Source organism: Bradyrhizobium sp. CCGUVB14, assembly GCF_024199935.1.
Classification (GTDB): domain Bacteria; phylum Pseudomonadota; class Alphaproteobacteria; order Rhizobiales; family Xanthobacteraceae; genus Bradyrhizobium.
The window spans coordinates 3,208,180-3,227,038 of sequence record NZ_JANADS010000001.1 but is presented as its reverse complement, the minus strand read 5'-3'; the positions used below and the strand labels follow the sequence as shown (position 1 = coordinate 3,227,038).

Here is an 18,859-nt window from a genome sequence, read left to right as displayed (position 1 = left end):
CGCTCGAAGGTTGGACAGCTCCCGTCAATGACGACGCGGGGATGTCATGAGCCAGAACAATCAAAACCAAGGTGGCCAGCAAAACCAGCAGGGCGACAAGACTGGTCAGCAAGGTCAGAACCCGAACCAGAAGCCGGGCCAGCAGTCGCAGAACCCGAACCAGGACAAACCCGGACAGGGTGGCCAGCAGCAAGGCAATCGGTAGCCGACAAAGGCCCCGAGGGAAACCTCGGGGCCTTTCTCATGTGGGGAAGATGGAGCTCAACGGACTCGAGCGCGAATTTCTCACAAGGCTTGCAATCGAGCCGTGGGCCAGCCCTCCGCTGTTCGATCACACTCTTATTGCGCGATTGGTCGAGACCAAGCTTGTCACTGCCGCGCGCGCTCCGTCCGGCGCCATCTGGTACGAAATCACCGGAGAAGGTCTGGCCGAGGTTCGCCGCGGTCAGAGCGGCGTCAACCAAATTACATGATCGGTGCGTCCTGTCACTTTTCAACATCGCGTAACGGCTCTCGCAATATGCCTGCGTTCATAAAGCGCCCTTTGCGATGACTGACCACGGCGAACCGTCTAACCGCATATCGTAGAGATCCTCCTGGAACCACGGCTTGAGGCGATGAGGCGACTGCTCTTCAATCGTGAAGGCATGGGTCAATCCCCGTCAAAATTATTCGTACCGATCAAATATCCCACGGCAATGCCGCGCATGTTCTGACAGCTTGTCCCATTCCGCGGCAAGGCGCAGCCATGCTTGCCGATCGTCCTCACTTATCGCATCCGCTGCCAGGTGACGGCACTCGTCGGCATTGCTCTTAAACCTTTCGGCATCGATTTCGGTCACGGCGCTTCCTCCCCGCTATAACCGGACAAGGAGCCGGCACGTTCCTGCTTTCTTTTGCGCTCGTCGATCTCCTGGCCGCCAAGCGGTCCTTTTCCTCGGGCGGCGCTCGTCGCTAGGCTGCCGGTTGGCGTGTGGGATCTTGAACCTAATATCGGTCTACGAACCATTGCATCAACGACTGCTGCGCAAATGCAGTCGCAGCCTTCAACTGGCTTTTCCGAGATCGAAGATATCCTCGACAGAGAGCTGCCGCGTTCGGCCGACATCTTCTTTCCTGGTGGAGCAATGATAGCTCTTTGAAAGCCGGCCATACCCAAGCGAAGACGGATGAACACCGGCTTCCGGGCACATGCCTCGATCAAGGACCGTGTCGTCAAATTCAGGCCAAGCTGACCAAGTTGCCTCCCGGTAAAACCCGCAGTCGCGTTCCTAACATTTGTTGCACTCTCCACGATGGAGTCCGGCTACAGTGGATCCCGCTGAGGGACACCATGAAAGACATGCAGGTGCAGCTGGAGAAGCTGCGGGCTGAAGCTGCGGATTGTGCGCGGGTCGCCAAGCTGGCGACGGATGAGGCAAAGCGAGAGCTTTTCACCAAACTCTCGGAGCATTTTTCGGTACTCGCTTCCGAGGTGCAAAAAGCCATCGACAAGGTGAGTGTAGAGACTGGGCAGAAGCCGGGGTAGCAAGAGAACATGCCCGCGCCGCCTTCGAACGTGCCCAGCTATCATGAACGCGCGGCGATGGAAGCCATTCGCGGCAGTCCCCACTACCATGCCAGCCCGGCGACCATCATGAAGCTTTTGCGTAAAGGCTGGATCAAAAGGGACGCCGGCGAGGGACTCAGAAAATACAAAATTACGGCGGCCGGCGTAGAGGCGCTAAAGGCAAAGGTGCGTGTTTATTGAACGGCCTGGGCGGCGGAGCTGTAAGCCCGCCATTCGCTGACGCACACTGACATGAAACCTATCGTTTTCGCGGGCGCCGTGATGGGCCAAGAATTTCACGAAGCAGGCGAAAGCTGTTGTTTCCGATTTGACGCATGCAGCGCAGATCGATGTCGGACAGATCGCGGACATCGCCAACGGTTTTAAGACCTTCGTTGGTCAGCGCTTTGCGCAGTCTTGTCGGCAAACCAATCCCTTCAATCGGCACGTCATCCGCAAACTGATCAGACAATATAACAATCAACTCCGCCTTGGCGACCGACGGCGGCGCCGACTAGCCCTACTCCACGTTCGTATGAAACGACTTCATATGCGTCTACACACAAGTAGACAAAGTCGGCATCGCTCCTATATTTGGCGCGGTTCCATCTTTAACCTGGCCCTAGCCTAAAAATGACCTACCGCCCGAACAGCCTGTACTGAATCAATGGAGGTTGGCGGCTTCGTCGATTGCCGCCATCACGTCGTCGGTTTGTGTCTGTTCGATCATGTGCCCTGCGCCGGACAGACGATGAAACCGGCTATGAGAAATGTCGCGATGCAAGCGCGCCGACTGCTTTTCGGTATCGATCAATCGATCTGCGTCGCCCGCTATAATGACGACGGGCATCTTTAGCTCGGCATATCGGTGCTGGAATTCAACAGCGTTCGGAATCAACAAAGAACCATCCACTGCGGACGCCCTTTGCTGAGATGGACGCATCGCCATCTCTTTTGGAAACCGGTCAAATTTCGGCGGCGGCTTCTGAGGCCCAAAAATCTTTTCCTCGGCAAGCGGCCCCATGAGCCGACCGAACAGCGGTGCGATTGTCCAGGCGATGATGTCGCCGATCAGCGGCAACGCGGGTATTGAAGCCACTGCGAAGACCGGGCGCACCGTTGGATAGTAGTAGCCTGACGCGAGGACAAGACCGGTGACCAATTCTGGGGAGCGGAGGGCCAGTGCTACTGCTACAGAAGCTCCCCACGAATGGCCCAGTGTTAGTGTGCTACGAACACCGAGCTTCTCAAGTGCGCGTGCAATTAAGGCGGCTTGGGCATCCGGCGACCAAGTTACGCCCCGCGGTCGGCTGCTATGGCCGAAGCCCGGGCGGTCAAATGCCAGCACCCTGTAATTCTGCGCGGCTAGATCAATAAGGCCGCTCGAGACAAAATCTTCGACCATGCTGCCGTTGCCATGCAGCAATACCAGCGGTTCGCCGGTGCCGTGCTCGACATAGTGCAGGTGAACTCCATCGACTTCGACGAACTTGCCGACGGGGGGATTGGCAGCCTCCGCCTTATTGGCAAGATATCGGTTGATGACCGCGGCGGCCGTAAGCGTCGCTGCGGCGACGACAGCGGCCGTGGCGTAGGAGCGATGCTCGGGCTGGCGACGCCGGGGGGACGCGAAGATTCGCACACGGCGATTGACTGCGGTCATGAGTTTATCCGATTTGGGACTGCAAGATCTCCGAGCGCCCCGAAATTGTTGCAGCACGGCTGAACCTTCGGCAGCGACGTTCGTTCCTCGCGGTCGGTCCATGGGCGGGCGTCACCAATGACGGCCTTGGCCAAAAGCTTCGTCGAAGCGATTCCGACTGATACGGGAATGCCCCACTACAGCATCTTGCGTCGCAGTTAGTGGCCTTGCTCCTTAGATTACGCTCGGAGCCTGACAAGTCTCGGAAGGGCTTCAAGGCGAGCGTGTCTCCAGTGAAAACTAACCTGTGCCATTTCCCGTAAAAACACTGTAATCACGACCGAACAGCCCGCAGCCAGGAACTCCACCACGTCTTCGGAGATTTTCATCTTCGGAGAGTTTCGGTGGCCGAAATCAAAAACTATGAAGCGCGAGCAGCGGACGGCAAATGGAGCCTCGCAGCGGCAGTCGGACTCTTGGCTGTCGCCTTCATGTGGGATCGGCTCGTCCCACCCCACGCAGGCTGGCCGCATCAAAATAACAACGACTTCCCCGAGGAGCGAAAGGCCGAACGGAACACCTCCTCCGCCGGCGTGGCCAGCGAAACCGGAGAACGCGGACGCGAAGCGACGTCACCGTCCGAGATACCGGCGCGGGGCTGGAAGGACATCCTCTGGCGCGTCTACGCCAACATCGGCGATCACCGCATCTTCGCGCTCGCCGCGGGCATGACCTACTACAGCCTGCTTGCGATCTTTCCGGCCATCGCGGCGCTGGTCGCCATCTACGGGTTGTTCTCGGACCCCGGCAGCATCGCCAAGCACCTCGACGAAGTCGGGGGTTTCATTCCCGGCGGCGCCGTCGACGTGGCCCGCGAGCAGCTCACGCGCGTCGCCACGAAGGGCGACCGGACCCTGGGCTTCACGTTCGCAATCGGGCTCGTGATCTCGCTGTGGAGCGCGAACGCAGCCATGAAGTCGTTGTTCGACACGTTGAACATCGTCTACGGCGAGCAGGAGAAGCGCGGCTTCGTCAAGCTGAACGCGATGTCGTTAGGATTCACGGTCGGCGGCATCGCCTTCATACTCGCGGCTCTCGGCGCCGTGGTCGTAGTTCCCATCGCCCTTCAATTCGTAGGCCTGTCGAACGCCGCCGACCTTCTGGTCCGGATGGGACGCTGGCCTGCCCTCTTCATCGTGCTGGCGTTCGCGATCGCTTGCATCTACCGGTTCGGACCCAGCCGTCAGGCGCCGCGGTGGACGTGGATCACCTGGGGAAGCGCCGCAGCGACGCTTCTGTGGCTTGTGGCGTCAGGCCTGTTCTCGTTCTACGCCGCCAACTTCGGGACCTTCAATCAGACTTACGGTTCCTTGGGCGCGGTCATCGGCTTCATGACCTGGCTGTGGATCTCGGCAATAGTCATCCTGCTGGGTGCGGAGCTCAACGCCGAGATGGAGCATCAGACCGCCCGCGACACGACCACCGGAAGGCCCAAGCCGCTCGGCGTCAGGGGCGCCAAGATGGCGGACACCGTGGGAGCCGCACGATCTTGAGTCACGCCGTCGAGGGCGCAGTCGTGGCGGTGGCCGCCGACAGCCGTCACAGGTTCAGCAAGCCGGTTCACGAGCACATCATGCTGATAGAAAGCTACGGTGTGGAGGGGGATGCCCACGCCGGCGAGTTCGTGCGGCACAGGTACCTGGCCCGCCGCCACCCTCGATTGCCCAACCTGCGTCAAGTCCACCTTCTTCCGTGCGAACTGTTCGACGATCTTCAGGGGGCCGGTTTCGTGGTCACCCCAGGAGAGCTCGGCGAAAACATCACCACGGCGGGCCTAAACCTGGAGGCGATGCCGCTGGGAACGCGCATCGAACTCGGCCCAACGGCGATCGTAGAACTGACTGGACTGCGGACGCCGTGCGTACTCATCGACCGATTCAGGGCGGGTCTGAAAAAGCAAGTCGTGTCGTCGGTGAAGACGGGCCCTGCATTTAGATGCGGCGTCCTGGGCGCGGTGCGAGCTGGAGGACGGGTAGCCGCTGGTGATACTGCCCGCGTTCTGTTGCCGGATGGGAATCATGACCGGCTTCCGGCGCTGTAGGCTGAGGAACCATGCTGCCGCACCTCCGTTGGAGCTGGCTCTAAGGACCGGTTGATGACAAAGAGCGATGACCTCCAACACGGCGCCATTCAGAACGCAGTCCACATGTGCGTCGACATGCAGCGTATGTTCGCGGGAGGAACAGAGTGGACGATGCCGTGGCTGCCGCGCGTCCTGCCGAACGTCGCCGCGATCACCGCCGTTCATCCCGAGCGGACCACCTTCACCCGCTTCATCCCCGCGCGAAGCCCGGGAAAGGGCGTGGGGATGTGGCGCCAATACTATGAGCGCTGGAGTTCGATGACCATCGATCGGCTCGGGCCGGAAATGGTCGACCTCGTGCCGGACCTCGCGCGCTTCGTCCCGCCGGCGCGGACGTTCGACAAGTACGTCTACTCGCCCTGGACGGGGAGCGCGCTTCATGCGGACCTCCGCGAAGCCGCCGTCGATACCGTCATCGTCACCGGCGGGGAGACCGATGTCTGCGTGCTCGCGACCGTGCTGGGCGCGGTCGATTGGGGCTTCCGCGTCATCCTGGTGACGGATGCGCTTTGCAGCTCAGCGGACGAAACGCACGATTCCATGATGAACATCTACATGAACCGCTTCGGACAGCAGGTGGAGTGCGCCACGACGGAGACCGTGCTCGCCAACTGGCCCGCCGGCGGCCCTGGGAGGCTGGTGTCGTGAACCGCTGCAAATCGTGCAGGTACTTGTTCCAAGGAGACCGGAAAGGGCGAGCCATTTCGAAGGAATAGTTCGACGATTTTCTGCAGGAGCCGACCGACAAGTTCGGTGGCGCGGCCAGCTTCGTCCGCCCACCCGGTCAAGGACTTTGGCGCGCCGGCCGCACGACCGAGCGTGACGGGGCCGCGGTCGTCAAGGTCATTGCGGCCAAGCTCGCGCCCGAGTCTGGTGCCCTACGCGCGGCTAGAGCAAGAGCTTTCGCAGGAAGAACTCGTCGTCCGCGCGCAGGAGATCATCGCCCTGTGAATCCTTAGGAACGTCGTGTCGCAACGAAAGTTGGCCGTTCGGATCCAACCAGGGAGATCGCCATGGGATTTTTCACCAAGGACATCAAGACGCTCAACGACCTCTTCGTGCACACGCTCAAGGACATCTACTACGCCGAGCAGCAGATCGCGAAGAACCTTCCCGACATGGTCGAGAAGGCGACCGATCCCGGCCTCAAGAACGGCTTCCAGACGCATCTGTCCGAGACCAAGGGCCAGATCACTCGTCTCGAGAAAGTCTTCCAGATGCACGGCGTGGAGGTTCAGGGAGTCGATTGTCCAGCCATCGACGGCATCCTCAAGGAAGCAAGCGACGTTGCCGGCGATGTCGACGACAAGCAGGTGCTCGACGCGACGTTGATCGCGGCGGCCCAAGCGGTGGAGCACTACGAAATCACGCGTTACGGCACCTTGATCGCCTGGGCCAAGAAGCTTGGCCGCGACGACTGCGCATCAGTCCTGCAGCAGAACCTCGATGAGGAAAAAGCCACGGATGAGAAACTCAACACGATGGCCCTGCGCAGCGTGAACGAGAAGGCGGCTTAGTCCGCAGCAAAGGAAGGATATAGCCGTCCGCTCCAATCAGGGCGGCCTTTCCTCGACCACCGCTCTTGTAACGTCGATTCGCTACAGTAGCGGCAAACTTCGTCTACCTCGTCAAGGCTCCAAAAACGGCCGCCGGCAGCTAGCGAGGTTTTTTCGGCTGCTGATCCTGGGGCCTGACGTTCATATTGCTCTCGGGCATCCTGTCACGCCCCTGATCTCCGTTGTCATCTTTTCCGCCCGACGTTGAGCTTCCACTCCCGCTGGTCGAACCGGACGACAAGCCCGAGGTCCCCTGCGGATCTTTGCCCGGTGCCGTCGAGCTGGCCGCGGGATCACCGGTAACCGCGCCTCGCCCGCTCGGGGCGCCCGCGGGTTGCGCTGAAGCGTTGGCGGTCAATAGGACGATAAGGCTTGCTGCGATTGACAGAGTTGCTTTCACGGCGCTCTCCCGAGTTCTTTCGCCAACCGGCGGAATGAATGTTCCGTTCCTATCGACGGGTCTTTTTCGCAACCCTCTTGTTGGCTGCCTTCTTCTCCACTCGCACGCCCTTGAACTTCTTAGCGGCCTTCTTTCCCTTCGCGGGCTTCTTAACGCCGATAAATTCGCCGGACGCCTTGTTGCGCTTGGTCCAAGCGGAAGCACCGCCCAGCGTCGATCTGGTCTGCGAGCGCTTTTTCACCGCGCCCTTGCGGGCATTGTCGCCGGTCGGTTTGTTGACTGCCACCTTTTACCTCCTAGAGCTGGCTTTCGATCGACCCTGTAATTGCATCTCAAGACAATTGATGCTGCCTGACTTCGCCGGGCTGCATATCCAATGCGACGGCCTCGTCGGCACCAAGCTCTCGATTTAAGAGGCTGGCGGTCCAACCCGGTGGTATCTTGTCGAGCACCCGGTCAACCGCTTCGTCGCGTCCCGTGGCTGCAAACCAGATCTGGCGCTCGCCGTTGTCTGTCATCACTCGAACCAGATGAATTCGCTGCATTTTGCTATAAGCACGAAACCGCATGGATGTTTCATAGGTGCCATCAGATTGGCGGGATGGCCGGAATGAACCAACCGATCCGGTTGAATCCCGGTTCTGCCGAAAATAACTGCAGGGCCCCCGCGGCGGCAAAGACTGGGCCGAGGACTAAACTTTGTTAACGACAGGATTTTCGCGCCAGCATAATTCAGGCAAGAAACGCGTGAGGGCCGACCATGAGCGAGTTCAAGCCAAGCATTCTGTCGAAGATGGACGTGACACTCGAAGAGGCCTGCCAAGCGTTGCCAGGGGGCGGCAATCACACGCAGAGAAAAATCGTTGCGGAATGCCTGCTCACCGCTGCTCGCCAAGGGCGCTCGACTTTAGGCGAGTTTAGCATCATCGCGCGAAAGGCAGTCGCAGAGTTGCCCCGAACGGAATAGCTTAGCTGCGGAATGAGCGACCGGCTTTGATGACCGGTGGCGAGTTGTGTCTTCTCCTGCGAGAGGCTCGCTTAAATGACCAGCGGGCAGCTCATTTAGGAACTACTGCCCTTCATCCTCGGGTCGTCAGCTGGTGTAGAGAGCCGCCATGAGGAACCGCCTTGCCTCAACTCAGTTGGCGCAGGAACCATCCAACGGGCACCTCCGTCGGATGATGCGAGGTTCATAATGGCCCACATTGACATCCTCATCCGCCGACTGCGGAGCGATACGCACATTGACGCGGAAGACGCAGCCGCGATCGCGCGGCTGCCGGTTCATGTCCGCGACGTTCCGGCGCAAACATCCATTGTCAGAACCGGTGAGCGACCAAACGCCTGCTGTCTGCTGGTGAAGGGATTTGCTTGCCGCGCAAAAATTACGGATATGGGCAAGCGGCAGATCCTGTCCTTCCACGTTGCAGGGGATATTCCAGACCTTCAAAGCCTCTTTCTACGCTCCATGGATCACGACCTCGTTTCGATATCGCCGGCCACCTTGGCTTTCATCGCACACTCAGATGTACTGAAACTTGTCGATGAAAGACCCTCGGTCGCTCACGCGTTGTGGAGAGAAACCTTGATCGATGCGGCAATATTCAGGGAGTGGATCGTGAACCTTGGCGCGCGGGATGCGCCCGCGAGAATGGGGCATCTCTTCGCGGAACTTTATCACCGCATGGCGGCGGTCGGGCTTGTTCAGGGCAATGAGTTCGAGTTTTCCGTGACACAAGCCGAGCTCGCCGAAGCGCTGGGAATTAGCGCGGTTCATGCCAACCGAATCATTCAACGTTTTCGCAGCGAGGGTGTCTTGGATGTTCGCAGGAACCACGTCGCGCTGCTGGACTTTCCCACCGTACAAGCAATCAGCGGTTTCGACCCTGCCTACTTGCATCAGCTCACACGCCGCGGAGCACCAGAGTGACGCAGCCCCTTCAAAAACGCTTTTACGTTTCGGCGCCGGGCGAAATGGCTGAAGAGAGTATTGAGTTTCCCGACCTCGATACTGCACTGCTTCAGGCCGCGGATGCCGCCGTTTTGATGGCCCGAGATCAGCTGTCGCTTTCTCCCAGCGACATTGTCTTGGAGGTTCGGTCGGGCGATATCAAAGTTGCGCAGGTCACAGTGAGGGTTTTGATCGAGAGGGCGGATTAAGATCAGTGGCTGGTCGGCTTTTTGAAACACATTTGTTGCCGGAGGATCGAGCGCCTAGGGAAAATCAACTTCGCATTTAGGGACAAAGATAGGGTGAAGTTGCTTGCTGAGTATTTGGAACGCGCGGTTCAGCTCGAACTGCTTACCGCCAGTGAGCAAGATTCGGACTTCAAGGACCAGCTCATGAAGCAGGCCCGGTCCTATAGGGATTTGGCGGCAAAGCGAGCTCGGGACTACGCTCTGCCATGGCCGTCCGAGCGATGCTGCTACGACTGACCGGTCAGTCTCCTCTCAAACGTCGCGCAACTCCCCGTCTCAAACTGCGAGGAACAATCTGCGGCACAGCGTTGTTGCTGCAGCATGCCCCTGTACCATTTTGACCTGCTCGGCGACATTCCTGCCCACGACATCAAGGGACACGAATGTACCGATGACGAGGAAGCAAAGCACGAAGGAGACTTGATCGCGCATCGTCTCGCGACCGAAAAGCCGAGCTTGCTGCGAGTTGGAAATTTGGTCTCGGTGAAGAACGAGCGGGGCGAGGAAATTCACCGAGCACCTTTGACCCTTCCCGACTAGTCCTGTTGCTTCTCAAGGAATTGACGCTGATGAGTGTCAATTCAGCTCGGAATGGACTAGAGCGTTTACTCATATATCGAGCATCGTACGGGGTAGCGGGGTCCGCAGTACCCTCAAGAGCAGACATTGAGGGTGCTTAGGTGGACGTCAGCTAAGGGCCACAAGCTGACATGAAGCCCACGGCGTGAGGACTTTTACGCGCAGGCTTCTGTTGGAGTTTCATTTCGCTCAACGGCAATCGAATACTCGGCTATGGTCCAATTGCTTACGGGCACGGCCATAGGAGTCGGCATGAACGGGAAACGTCCGACGATCTACTCTAGACATGGTATGGTGGCGGCGGCGCATCCCGTGGCGGCATCGGCGGGCGCCAAAATACTCGCAAGCGGCGGCAATGCATTTGATGCCGTCGTAGCGGTTGCATCGACGCTCAGCGTGGTCGAGCCGTTCATGTCGGGCCTTGCCGGAATGGGACTCGCGACGTGCTGGGTGGCCAGCGAAAGCAGGGCTCGCACGCTGAATTTCGTGCCCCCGATACACAAGGAGTTCCCCTATCGGAAGTTCTCCGATCGCGAAGAGGTAAGGCGCGGCGCTCAGGCGGTCGGGACGCCAGGCAATCTGGCCGGCTGGGCGGAGTTGAACAAGCGCTATGGCAAATTGTCGTTCGGCGATTGCCTGCAGTCGGCGATAGCCGTGGCGCGCGACGGTTACGGCATCACTGAATTCAACGAGTTCGAAACGAACGTGACGTCCCCGGAGATCGCGAGATACCCAGCGCTCTATGCTCCCTGGGCAGAAAATTACACCGACGGCTACGGCAAGGTGCGGCTCGGCTGGGTGCTTAAACAGCCGGATCTCGCTAAGACCTATGAGACCATCTCCGTGCGTGGTCCTGAGCATCTTTATGCGGGAGCGCTTGGCAAGGCCATGGTCGAGCACCTGTACGAAAACGGCGGGTCGGTGACGATGGCAGATCTCGGAGCCTTCGCCACGAACATAGCGGATTCGTGGAGGGACCCGATCACTGCCCGGTATCGCGATCTGAAGGTGAACCTGCCGCCACCGCCCTGCGAAGGTTTCCAGATGCTGTCGGCGCTCCGCATCCTGGACGGGTTCGATCTCGGTGCATTAGAGAACAACGGTATTGAGCACGTCGATATCGTGCTGCGCGCCATACGCCTCGCCGCCGGCGAGCGCATCGCGCACAACAATCCGTCGCCGACGAAGCTGGCCGAACTCTTGTCGGAGGACCACATTGCCAGGTTGCGTGCCAAGGTGCGCTCTGGTGACACCATCGATGGGCCGACGGAGCAATGGATGGGAATGCCTGCCACCGAACATCACACCACTTCAATGTCGATCGGCGATGGTGACGGCAATCTCGTTTGCCTAACCAATAGCCTCGGATCGCCGTACGGTGCTGCGGTGATCGTGCCAGGTACGGGCGTGACGCTGAATAACTTCATGCACTGGGCCGATGTGCAGCCGGATTCGCCGCATCGCGCGAAGCCAGGCGATGCATTGCCCATATGCATGGCGCCGACGATATCGACCCGCGACGGAGCGGCGGTGCTTGCCCTCGGCACTCCGGGCAGTTACGGGATCTTGCAGACGCAGGTGCAAGCGCTGGTCCAATGCGTCGATTTCGACCACCCCCTGCAGCAAGCGATCGAACAGCCGCGCATACGTCTCTGGGACGGCCGGCAGATCGAGCCGGAAACGCGGTTGGCGCCCGACGTCCTGGCCGGTCTCGCTGAACGCGGTCACACCATCATTCCGAGCGAGGATTGGGTCATGCGCGTCGGCGGCATGCAGGGCGTGACGCGTGATCCTTCGACTGGATTGATGAGTGGCGGCTGCGATCCGCGCCGCGATGGCTATGTGGTGCCGGTCTAGCCCGCAACACTTGTCATGCTGCCTTCAGCGAATGTCCGCGCCGTAGTAATCGCAGGGCGCCCGTCTGGACCAATAGTGTGGCGGCAAGGGCGGCAAGGAACGCCGGCAGAACGCCAGCCGTCGTGAGCATGAGCCCGAGGACGAAGAAGAACGTAGCGAAGCCGTAGAGAGCCAGCACCATGCCCCGCAACACCTGAATAGCCATCGTGGCTCCGCTAATGCGGTGCGCGAAGATCGCCAGGATGGTACCAAACACGGGAAAGCTCGCCAGCACGCCAGCCGTTTTCGGACCGACGAACGCGGCGGCTGCGGTCAAGGTCAGCACGATGATCGTTGCTATCAGCATGCGAGCAGGCAAATCCCACCAGGGAGTGGGAACCGTGCCGCGGATTGCTGCCTGGTACGGAATGAAGCGCGCTGCTCCGGTGAGTGTGGCAAGAGCGACAAAAAGGAATCCCCAGTGTGCCAGCGGCAAGGACTGTAGGAGCAGCCCGGCGAGCGCATAGGCCAAAGCTCCGCAGACTAGGGCGGCCAACCATCCCCGCTGGGCGAGCAGGGCGTACCCAAGGCTGAAGCACGCCTGCGCGGCCGTTCCGACCAGAGAGCCGTTGGTGGCCGCCGCGGCGAAGTCCGGCCCGTACTGGACGGCGAGGAAGGCTGCAACCGGTCCGGACGTCAGCGGCAGACCGACCAGCCAGCCGCCGATGGCGTCGCCCCAACGACGTCCCGCGAGCGAAGCAGCCAGGATGAGGAGGGGCGGCAGGGTCAGTTTGAAGGCGATGAGGCTCATTCGTGCGGCACTGCTTCCTCGGCCTTGCGCTTGGTGGCCACCGCCAAAGCGAGACCGGCAAGGATCAGCACAACGCCGGCACCGAAAAGAACACCGAGCGTGTCTCCGAACATCGCCGCAGCGGCCGCGATGCCGACCACGGGCTGAAGATATTGAACGCTCGCCGCCACGGGCGCGGAAACGGTCTTGAGTATGTGAAGCCACAGGAACAGGCCAACGACGCTGACCGCCACTCCGAGGTACACGGCCGCACTGATGACGCCAACCGTCAGATGAACCTCAGTGTGCGACATCTCCCAGGCGCACCATGGCAGGAGCGCGAGGAAGCCGAAGAGCGTGCTCCATGCCGCGATGGTGACGGTGCCGTATTCGCGTGTGAGCTCCACGCTCCAGACGTAGTAGAAGGCGATCGTGACCGCCGAGAGCAGCATCCAGGAGGCGCCCGCCAAGTCCGACGAAGCCACCCCGCCGGTCGTTTGATCGCGCCCGAGCGCGACCAGACCGATGCCAAGGAACGCCGCCAAAAGCCCAAATTTCTGCCGCCCCGAAACCCGCTGCCCGAGCCGAAGTGCGGCGAACACCACGACGAAGATAGGAATCGTGGCCGAAATGATCGTTCCCACGGAGGCGGTCGTGCCTTGGATGCCGAAAGCCTGCGACACCTGCCCTACCCCGATTCCGAGAACACCCAAAGCGGCCGCACGCAGCAGCGCCCGGAGCGAGAGCACGGGCTTGCCTATCGTGCATAGGAACAGCAGCACCACGGCAACAGCAAACCTCATCGCGGTCAAAGTCAGCGGAGGAGCCGATTGGAGCCCGTACTTCGTGATCGGGATGGAAAGGCCCCACATCAGCGCGAGCAGGAGCATCCAGATGATGCCCCGCATGGAAAGGCCGGTCGACGAGAGCGGCTCGGCTCGTTCGAGTCGAAATGTCCGTGAGATCATGCAGACCAAATTACCCAATTGGGCTTCTGCAGGGATTTCTTTTTTTTGCTGATTTCTTCGCTGGACTTGCTTAAAAACCACCCATGAAGAAATCCACAGCATCTAAGAGGGCCGAAAGCTTTCCAAAAGGAAAGCCCGCTGTAGCACCTTCAGTCGCCCTCGACGAGATCGACAAGCGAATCCTTCAAACCTTGCAGACAGATGCACTAATCGCCAACCAGGTATTGGCGGACCAGATCGGTTTGTCGCCTCCGGCCTGTTTGAAGCGCGTCCGTCGCTTGCGAGGCGCCGGGGTTATCAAGCGCACGATATCACTTTTGTCCGCCGAGGCGCTCGGGTATCCGCTGTTGACAGTGGTGCGCTTGAAGCTTGACGGCCCCACCGAGGCGATGATGCACACTTTCGAAACCCGAATGATGGCTTCCTCGCGCGTGATGCAGTGCATGTTGATCGCTGGCGACACAGACTACATTTTACTGGTTCGTAGCCGTGACGTTGCGCACTACCAGGAATTTGCTCGACGTATGTTGAAGGTCGCCCCCGGTGTTCGCGCCTATACCAGCGAGATAGTATTGGCTCTAACTAAATCGACAACGGAACTTCCTGTTGATTCGTGATCGACAAGTCCGCTTTGGGTCATTTGCCGACATGTCGGGTTTGGGACGCATGTCCCTTTACCTCAAGAGTACACGGCCTATCCGGCGGCGACGAACGCCCGTTGAGGTTCCGAAATAGCCGGAATGCTCATCAAAGAAGGTTTCGCAAAATAGTAGCCTTGGAATAACGTGATTCCCGCAGCTCGCAAGACTGTGAGCTCGGCCTCGCTTTCCACGCCTTCCGCAAGAACGGTAATGTTGAGTTCTCGCGCCATGGACACAAGACCCGCCACGATCACCTGCTTGGCATGACTCTGGTGAATATTTCGGAGCAGCTCCATATCGATTTTGATCAGGTCAGGTTGCAGGCGAGCCAGCAAATTCAGCCCCGCGTAACCAGCGCCGAAATCGTCCAAGGCGGTCAGAAACCCCAGCTTTTTATAGGACCGAACAATGTTCTCAACGTGAGCCGGATCGCCAATACGCTCGTTTTCGGTGAACTCAAACATCAGGTTCGAAGCTGGAAATTGTGCGCGCTTGGCAGCCTCCAGGGATTTTTGAATGCAGGCTCTCGGTTCGTAAACGGCGTTCGGCATAAAATTGATGGAAAGACGTGCGGTGGGGTCGTCAAACAGACGTCCTGCCGTTTCAATCGCCAAAACTCTGGCAGCTTGATCAAATCGGTAAAGCAGATCGTCGGTCAACTGGCTCAACACGCTATGGGCGCTTTCACCATTTGGGCCGCGCACGAGTGCTTCGTAACCCCAAGCGCGGCTCTCCGAGATATCAACGATTGGCTGGAAGGCCATCTTGAAATCGAACGGCAGCTCAGCGCCGTTCGCGCACCCTGCACACTTTGCGTTCACGGTGGCCCTCATATCGGGGGTTGGTCTCGTAAATGCGTAGACCCTCCATGTTAAGAAACAGAGAAGGCTTGTAAGGGAAGAGGCCTCGGAACCACAGCAGTGCTGTCCCCGCGTGCTTCCCAGCGGTCCGACCTCAACCCAATCGCACGATAATGTCGCTCGGCAGGATTGCGTCGGCGTTTGCCGGGCGCAATCGCCATAGCTCTTCCCCGCTGATGAGCTGCGGCATCGGCAATTCGTGGTCAGCAAGGTTGGCAACTATTTGCAAGATGGTCCCGTCCGACGCCCGCCAACGGACATTGACGCCGCCAATGCGAGAGCCTTCTCCCAGCAATTCGGCTCCGGCTGAAACGAGGCCTAATTTGATCAGTGGCACGATCTTGTCCTGGCGAAGACGCAGCAACCGGATCGTGAGCGCCCGGAATTGCAGGCCGACGGAAGACCGATCGATGCTTGCCCAATCCAGCTTCGAAGCCCGAAACGTCTGGTCGTCGCACGGATCCGGAATCCCGGCCCGCGTCTCAGGCGACGAAAACGCTTTGAAATGTGCAAACTCCCTGCGCCGTCCCTCGCGCGTCAGCTCGGCCGCCTCTCCCGTCCAGTCCGCGAAGAACAGGAAGGGTGTGTCGGCCGCTGCCTCCTCGCCCATGAACAGCATCGGGATGTGCGGATTCAGCAGGACCAGCACGAGCGCCTGACCGAGTTTCTCAGGACTGACCAGTCTGGACAGGCGTTCCCCGAGTGCGCGATTGCCGATCTGGTCATGGTTCTGCGCGAAGAAAATGGTGGCTTCGGGCGGCAGATGAGCGCTTGGCTCGCCGCGCGGCGCGTCGTGAAGCGGAAAGGTCTCGCCTTGATACGCAAACCCCTCCGTCAAGGATCGGGCCAGATGTTCCAGCGGCTTGTCGGCGAACGCTCGATAATAGCCCTCATTCTCGCCCGTCAGAAGGACGTGCAACGCATTGTGGAAGTCGTCGCCCCATTGCGCGTCGTAGTGCCCGGCCTGGCCGTTCGAACGATCGAGAAGATGGGCCTGGTTGGCCTCGTTCTCGAGCATCAAGTGCACGCGCCGCCCGGGCAGCTCGTGCCGTACCGTCTCGGCAAGCTCGACGAGAAAATGTCGGTCGGAATCGTCCTTCAGAGCATGGACCGCGTCGAGGCGCAGTCCGTCGAAGCCGTAGTCGCGGAGCCACATCAGCGCGTTCTGAATCAGGAATTCGCGGACGAATACACCCTCGTCACCCTCGAGGTTGACTGCAGGGCCCCAGCCGGTCGTGTGGCGTGAGGTGAAGAAGCTTTCCGCGTAGCTATGCAGAAAGTTCAGCTGTGGCCCGAAATGGTTATAGACGACATCCAAGTAGACCATGATGTCGAGGGCATGCGCAGCACGCAGAAGGCGCTTGAGATCCTGCGGACTGCCGCACCGCGCGTTCGGCGCGTTTAGAAGGACGCCGTCGTAACCCCAATTGTGCCGGCCGGGGACGTCATTGAGCGGCATCAACTCGATGGCGGTGATGCCGAGGTCGCGCAGATACGGCAATCTCTGCTCTACGCCAGCATAGGTCCCCTCATCACTGAACGTGCCGACATGGAGCTCGTAGATGACAGCTTCGGCCCAGGGGCGGCCCTGATAGAGGATGGCATCACGAAGGGTCGACGTATCCAAGACCTCGCTCGGCGCACCGACGTCATCGGGTTGAAAAAAGGACGCGGGATCGGGGACGATCAAGTCCGCATCGATCGCGAATTGATAACGCGTGCCGGCGTGTGCGGTCGCGCTGAGCACTTGATACCATCCGTCGTTGTCGCGGGGCATCCGTCGTTCCGGCCGCCCCGCCTCGAGCAGTTCGACCGACCGCGCGCTCGGCGCCCAAAGGTTGAAGACGACCCCATGATCCACAATCTGAGGACCGTGGCGCCGGATATGTCCGGTTATTCCCAGTTTTTGGTGCAAACCCGTTGGCCTTTCGCCGGACGCAAACAACATCGGTATACTTGAGCGCGGGCACGACGGGGGTTGGTGAACCGCTTTACGATCGCTTAAGCACGCCTGTGAGGACGAAAGCTGGCATCGCTGCATTCGTTCCTCCCGATGTCTGCGGCTCGTTCCGCCCACCCCCGGGCACCCCCCTGAGAATTGCGCGAGCGCCGCGCTACGTACACTTTTGCACTTACGAGAAGACGCGCGGGCCGCCGCGGGCTTTAGGAACCTTTGTTGCGGCGCGGAATTTCCGGATTGTGCTTCATTGGGGAAGCGCACTGGAATTCAAAAACAATGGTTGCCGTAGACCATTTCGGCCGGCGGGCCTAGCGAATGCGGATCCTGTTCGCGACGCCCGAAGTATCAGACTTCATACAAGTTGGCGGCCTTGCCGCAGTGTCAGCGGCTCTGCCGCGCGCTTTACGCGATTTTGCTGACGTGCGCGTCATCATTCCCGGCTATCCGGCCGTCCTGCGCGGTTTGCAGGATCGCAAGACCGTGGGCCGATGCCAGGCCTTCGCGTCACTCCCGGCCTTTGAAATCGCCCTTGGGCACACCGCGGACGGTTTGACCTATTACGTCGTTCGCTGCCCGGAGCTGTACGAACGCGAGGGGACGCCCTATGCCGACGGCCGCGGGGCCGACTGGGGCGACAACAATGTCAGGTTCGCCACCTTCTCCTACGCCGCCGCACAGCTGGCCAGAGGACTGGTCGACAAGGATTGGGCCGCCGACCTGGTGCATGCCAATGACTGGCAATGCGCGCTGATCCCTGGCTACCTCGAATGGCACTACGCCAAAATTCCTACGGTCTTCACAATCCAATTTGGCCTATCAAGGTGTTTTCGACCGCAGTTCGCTCGCACCCCTGGGTATTCCGGAGGCGAGCTTCAACATCGACGGGGTCGAATTCTACAACCGGCTGTCCTTCATCAAGGCCGGGCTCGTCTATGCCTCGCACCTGACCACGGTCAGCCAGACCTACGCGCGGGAAATTACCACTGCGGAGTTCGGCTGCGGTCTTGAAGGGCTGCTGCAGCAGCGGGCCGATCGTAATCAACTGTCAGGCATCCTGAACGGCATCGACGAGAGTTGGGACCCGCGGACTTGCTCTTCGCTGCTTCAGCCGTTCGGCGCCGGTGAATGGGTCGAGCGTTCTCTGAATGCCGACGATGTCAGGGACCAGTTCGATCTGGCCGTCTCCCGAGGGCCCTTGTTCGCGCTAGTTGCCCGCCTGGTTCATCAAAAGGGTGTCGACCTCGTGATCGACAGCGCGCAGGCGATCGTCGATGACGGCGGGCAGATCGTCGTCACCGGCAAGGGCGAGCCGCGGTTCGAGGAGGCTCTGCTCCAGGCTCAGGCCCGGGCGCCGCGATCCATCGCCGTCAAGATCGGATTCGATGACGCCGAGGCGCGCAAGATCTTTGCGGGCAGCGACTTCACGCTGATGCCGTCGCGCTTCGAGCCCTGCGGACTGAGCCAGATGTATGCCCAACGCTTCGGCTCGCTCCCGATCGGTCATCGCACCGGGGGTCTTGCCGAAACTATCGTTGACGGCGAGACAGGATTCTTATTCGACGGGGTATCGGCTCCCGGATTCCTGGGAAGTCTTTGCAGAGCCTTCTCGACCTTCGGGATGAAGGATCGTCTCGACCACATGCGCAGGGCCGCCATGGCGCAGGCATTCAGTTGGAATCAGTCGGCGAGATCCTACGCCGCGCTCTACAGGTCGTCGATCTAGGCAGGCATTGGGT

Annotated in this window: 22 protein-coding genes and 1 pseudogene; 14 read left to right on the top strand and 9 right to left on the bottom strand. The window is 60.0% G+C overall.

Features of this window, described 5'->3' with window-relative positions:
• Positions 1-46 precede the first annotated feature (46 nt).
• Positions 47-205 (top strand): hypothetical protein, encoded by a 159-nt coding sequence (locus NLM32_RS14990; protein WP_254129719.1) that lies wholly within the window; start codon positions 47-49, stop codon positions 203-205.
• Positions 206-668: 463 nt separating this feature from the next.
• Here the strand turns inward: NLM32_RS14990 and NLM32_RS14985 are convergent, their stop codons facing one another.
• Positions 669-842, bottom strand: coding sequence for a hypothetical protein (locus NLM32_RS14985; protein WP_254129718.1), 174 nt, complete (start codon positions 840-842; stop codon positions 669-671).
• A 491-nt stretch (positions 843-1,333) separates the two neighbouring features.
• On the opposite strand from NLM32_RS14985, the gene NLM32_RS14980 reads away from it, so the two are divergent.
• Together NLM32_RS14980 and NLM32_RS14975 are read left to right on the top strand one after the other, a co-directional pair.
• Entirely contained in the window at positions 1,334-1,528 is a 195-nt protein-coding gene (locus NLM32_RS14980; protein WP_254129717.1) for a hypothetical protein, read from the top strand.
• 9 nt (positions 1,529-1,537) lie between these two features.
• Positions 1,538-1,750, top strand: coding sequence for a hypothetical protein (locus NLM32_RS14975; RefSeq protein ID WP_254129716.1), 213 nt, complete (start codon positions 1,538-1,540; stop codon positions 1,748-1,750).
• Positions 1,751-1,808: 58 nt separating this feature from the next.
• On the opposite strand, the gene NLM32_RS14970 is transcribed toward NLM32_RS14975, so the two are convergent.
• Positions 1,809-2,021: a DNA-directed RNA polymerase subunit alpha C-terminal domain-containing protein gene (locus NLM32_RS14970; RefSeq protein WP_254129715.1), complete on the bottom strand. Its 213-nt coding sequence runs from the start codon at positions 2,019-2,021 to the stop codon at positions 1,809-1,811.
• Positions 2,022-2,213: 192 nt separating this feature from the next.
• Positions 2,214-3,212, bottom strand: coding sequence for an alpha/beta fold hydrolase (locus tag NLM32_RS14965; RefSeq protein ID WP_254129714.1), 999 nt, complete (start codon positions 3,210-3,212; stop codon positions 2,214-2,216).
• A gap of 470 nt (positions 3,213-3,682) precedes the next feature.
• On the opposite strand from NLM32_RS14965, the gene NLM32_RS14960 reads away from it, so the two are divergent.
• The 4 genes from NLM32_RS14960 (at position 3,683) to NLM32_RS14945 (ending at position 6,851) form a co-directional block, all read left to right on the top strand.
• Entirely contained in the window at positions 3,683-4,744 is a 1,062-nt protein-coding gene (locus tag NLM32_RS14960; RefSeq protein WP_256568459.1) for a YihY/virulence factor BrkB family protein, read from the top strand.
• The gene (locus NLM32_RS14955) at positions 4,741-5,292 is read left to right on the top strand and encodes an MOSC domain-containing protein (protein ID WP_254129712.1); all 552 of its coding nucleotides are present in this window, start codon (positions 4,741-4,743) and stop codon (positions 5,290-5,292) included. The genes NLM32_RS14960 and NLM32_RS14955 overlap by 4 nt, the downstream gene beginning before the upstream one ends.
• A 54-nt stretch (positions 5,293-5,346) precedes the next feature.
• Positions 5,347-5,982 carry a cysteine hydrolase family protein gene (locus NLM32_RS14950; RefSeq protein ID WP_254129711.1) on the top strand — a complete coding sequence of 212 codons (636 nt, stop codon included), beginning with the start codon at positions 5,347-5,349 and terminating at the stop codon, positions 5,980-5,982.
• Positions 5,983-6,347: 365 nt separating this feature from the next.
• Positions 6,348-6,851, top strand: a complete 504-nt coding sequence (locus NLM32_RS14945) for a ferritin-like domain-containing protein (protein WP_254129710.1) — start codon at positions 6,348-6,350, stop codon at positions 6,849-6,851.
• Between the two features lie 488 nt (positions 6,852-7,339).
• Here the strand turns inward: NLM32_RS14945 and NLM32_RS14940 are convergent, their stop codons facing one another.
• Together NLM32_RS14940 and NLM32_RS14935 are read right to left on the bottom strand one after the other, a co-directional pair.
• Positions 7,340-7,576, bottom strand: coding sequence for a hypothetical protein (locus tag NLM32_RS14940; protein WP_254129709.1), 237 nt, complete (start codon positions 7,574-7,576; stop codon positions 7,340-7,342).
• Between the two features lie 46 nt (positions 7,577-7,622).
• Complete coding sequence (locus NLM32_RS14935) at positions 7,623-7,859, bottom strand: hypothetical protein (protein ID WP_254129708.1); 237 nt, start codon at positions 7,857-7,859, stop codon at positions 7,623-7,625.
• A gap of 191 nt (positions 7,860-8,050) precedes the next feature.
• Here NLM32_RS14935 and NLM32_RS14930 point away from each other — a divergent pair, with 191 nt between their 5' ends.
• From NLM32_RS14930 to NLM32_RS14910, 5 genes are all read left to right on the top strand, one after another.
• Positions 8,051-8,257: a hypothetical protein gene (locus tag NLM32_RS14930; RefSeq protein ID WP_254129707.1), complete on the top strand. Its 207-nt coding sequence runs from the start codon at positions 8,051-8,053 to the stop codon at positions 8,255-8,257.
• A gap of 228 nt (positions 8,258-8,485) precedes the next feature.
• Positions 8,486-9,220 carry a Crp/Fnr family transcriptional regulator gene (locus NLM32_RS14925; RefSeq protein WP_254129706.1) on the top strand — a complete coding sequence of 245 codons (735 nt, stop codon included), beginning with the start codon at positions 8,486-8,488 and terminating at the stop codon, positions 9,218-9,220.
• Entirely contained in the window at positions 9,217-9,450 is a 234-nt protein-coding gene (locus NLM32_RS14920; RefSeq protein WP_254129705.1) for a DUF6894 family protein, read from the top strand. Before NLM32_RS14925 ends, NLM32_RS14920 begins: the two co-directional genes overlap by 4 nt.
• Before the next feature lie 360 nt (positions 9,451-9,810).
• A complete protein-coding gene (locus NLM32_RS14915) occupies positions 9,811-10,029 on the top strand; it encodes a DUF6894 family protein (protein WP_254129704.1) in 219 nt (72 codons plus the stop codon).
• A gap of 291 nt (positions 10,030-10,320) precedes the next feature.
• Positions 10,321-11,925, top strand: a complete 1,605-nt coding sequence (locus NLM32_RS14910) for a gamma-glutamyltransferase family protein (protein WP_254129703.1) — start codon at positions 10,321-10,323, stop codon at positions 11,923-11,925.
• Positions 11,926-11,938: 13 nt separating this feature from the next.
• Here NLM32_RS14910 and NLM32_RS14905 read toward each other — a convergent pair whose 3' ends face one another.
• Both NLM32_RS14905 and NLM32_RS14900 read right to left on the bottom strand, forming a co-directional pair.
• A complete protein-coding gene (locus tag NLM32_RS14905; protein WP_254129702.1) occupies positions 11,939-12,715 on the bottom strand; it encodes a hypothetical protein in 777 nt (258 codons plus the stop codon).
• Complete coding sequence (locus tag NLM32_RS14900; RefSeq protein ID WP_309144848.1) at positions 12,712-13,764, bottom strand: DMT family transporter; 1,053 nt, start codon at positions 13,762-13,764, stop codon at positions 12,712-12,714. Before NLM32_RS14900 ends, NLM32_RS14905 begins: the two co-directional genes overlap by 4 nt.
• Between NLM32_RS14900 and NLM32_RS14895 the strand changes: the two genes are divergently transcribed.
• Positions 13,746-14,279, top strand: coding sequence for an Lrp/AsnC family transcriptional regulator (locus tag NLM32_RS14895; protein ID WP_254129701.1), 534 nt, complete (start codon positions 13,746-13,748; stop codon positions 14,277-14,279). The genes NLM32_RS14900 and NLM32_RS14895 overlap by 19 nt on opposite strands.
• Positions 14,280-14,356: 77 nt before the next feature.
• Here the strand turns inward: NLM32_RS14895 and NLM32_RS14890 are convergent, their stop codons facing one another.
• The gene (locus NLM32_RS14890) at positions 14,357-15,124 is read right to left on the bottom strand and encodes an EAL domain-containing protein (protein ID WP_254129700.1); all 768 of its coding nucleotides are present in this window, start codon (positions 15,122-15,124) and stop codon (positions 14,357-14,359) included.
• A 133-nt stretch (positions 15,125-15,257) separates the two neighbouring features.
• On the bottom strand, positions 15,258-17,111 hold the full coding sequence (gene treZ, locus NLM32_RS14885; RefSeq protein ID WP_254129699.1) for a malto-oligosyltrehalose trehalohydrolase: 1,854 nt from the start codon (positions 17,109-17,111) through the stop codon (positions 15,258-15,260).
• 327 nt (positions 17,112-17,438) lie between these two features.
• Here treZ and glgA point away from each other — a divergent pair.
• A pseudogene (gene glgA / locus NLM32_RS14880) lies at positions 17,439-18,846 on the top strand (glycogen synthase GlgA).
• Positions 18,847-18,859 lie beyond the last annotated feature (13 nt).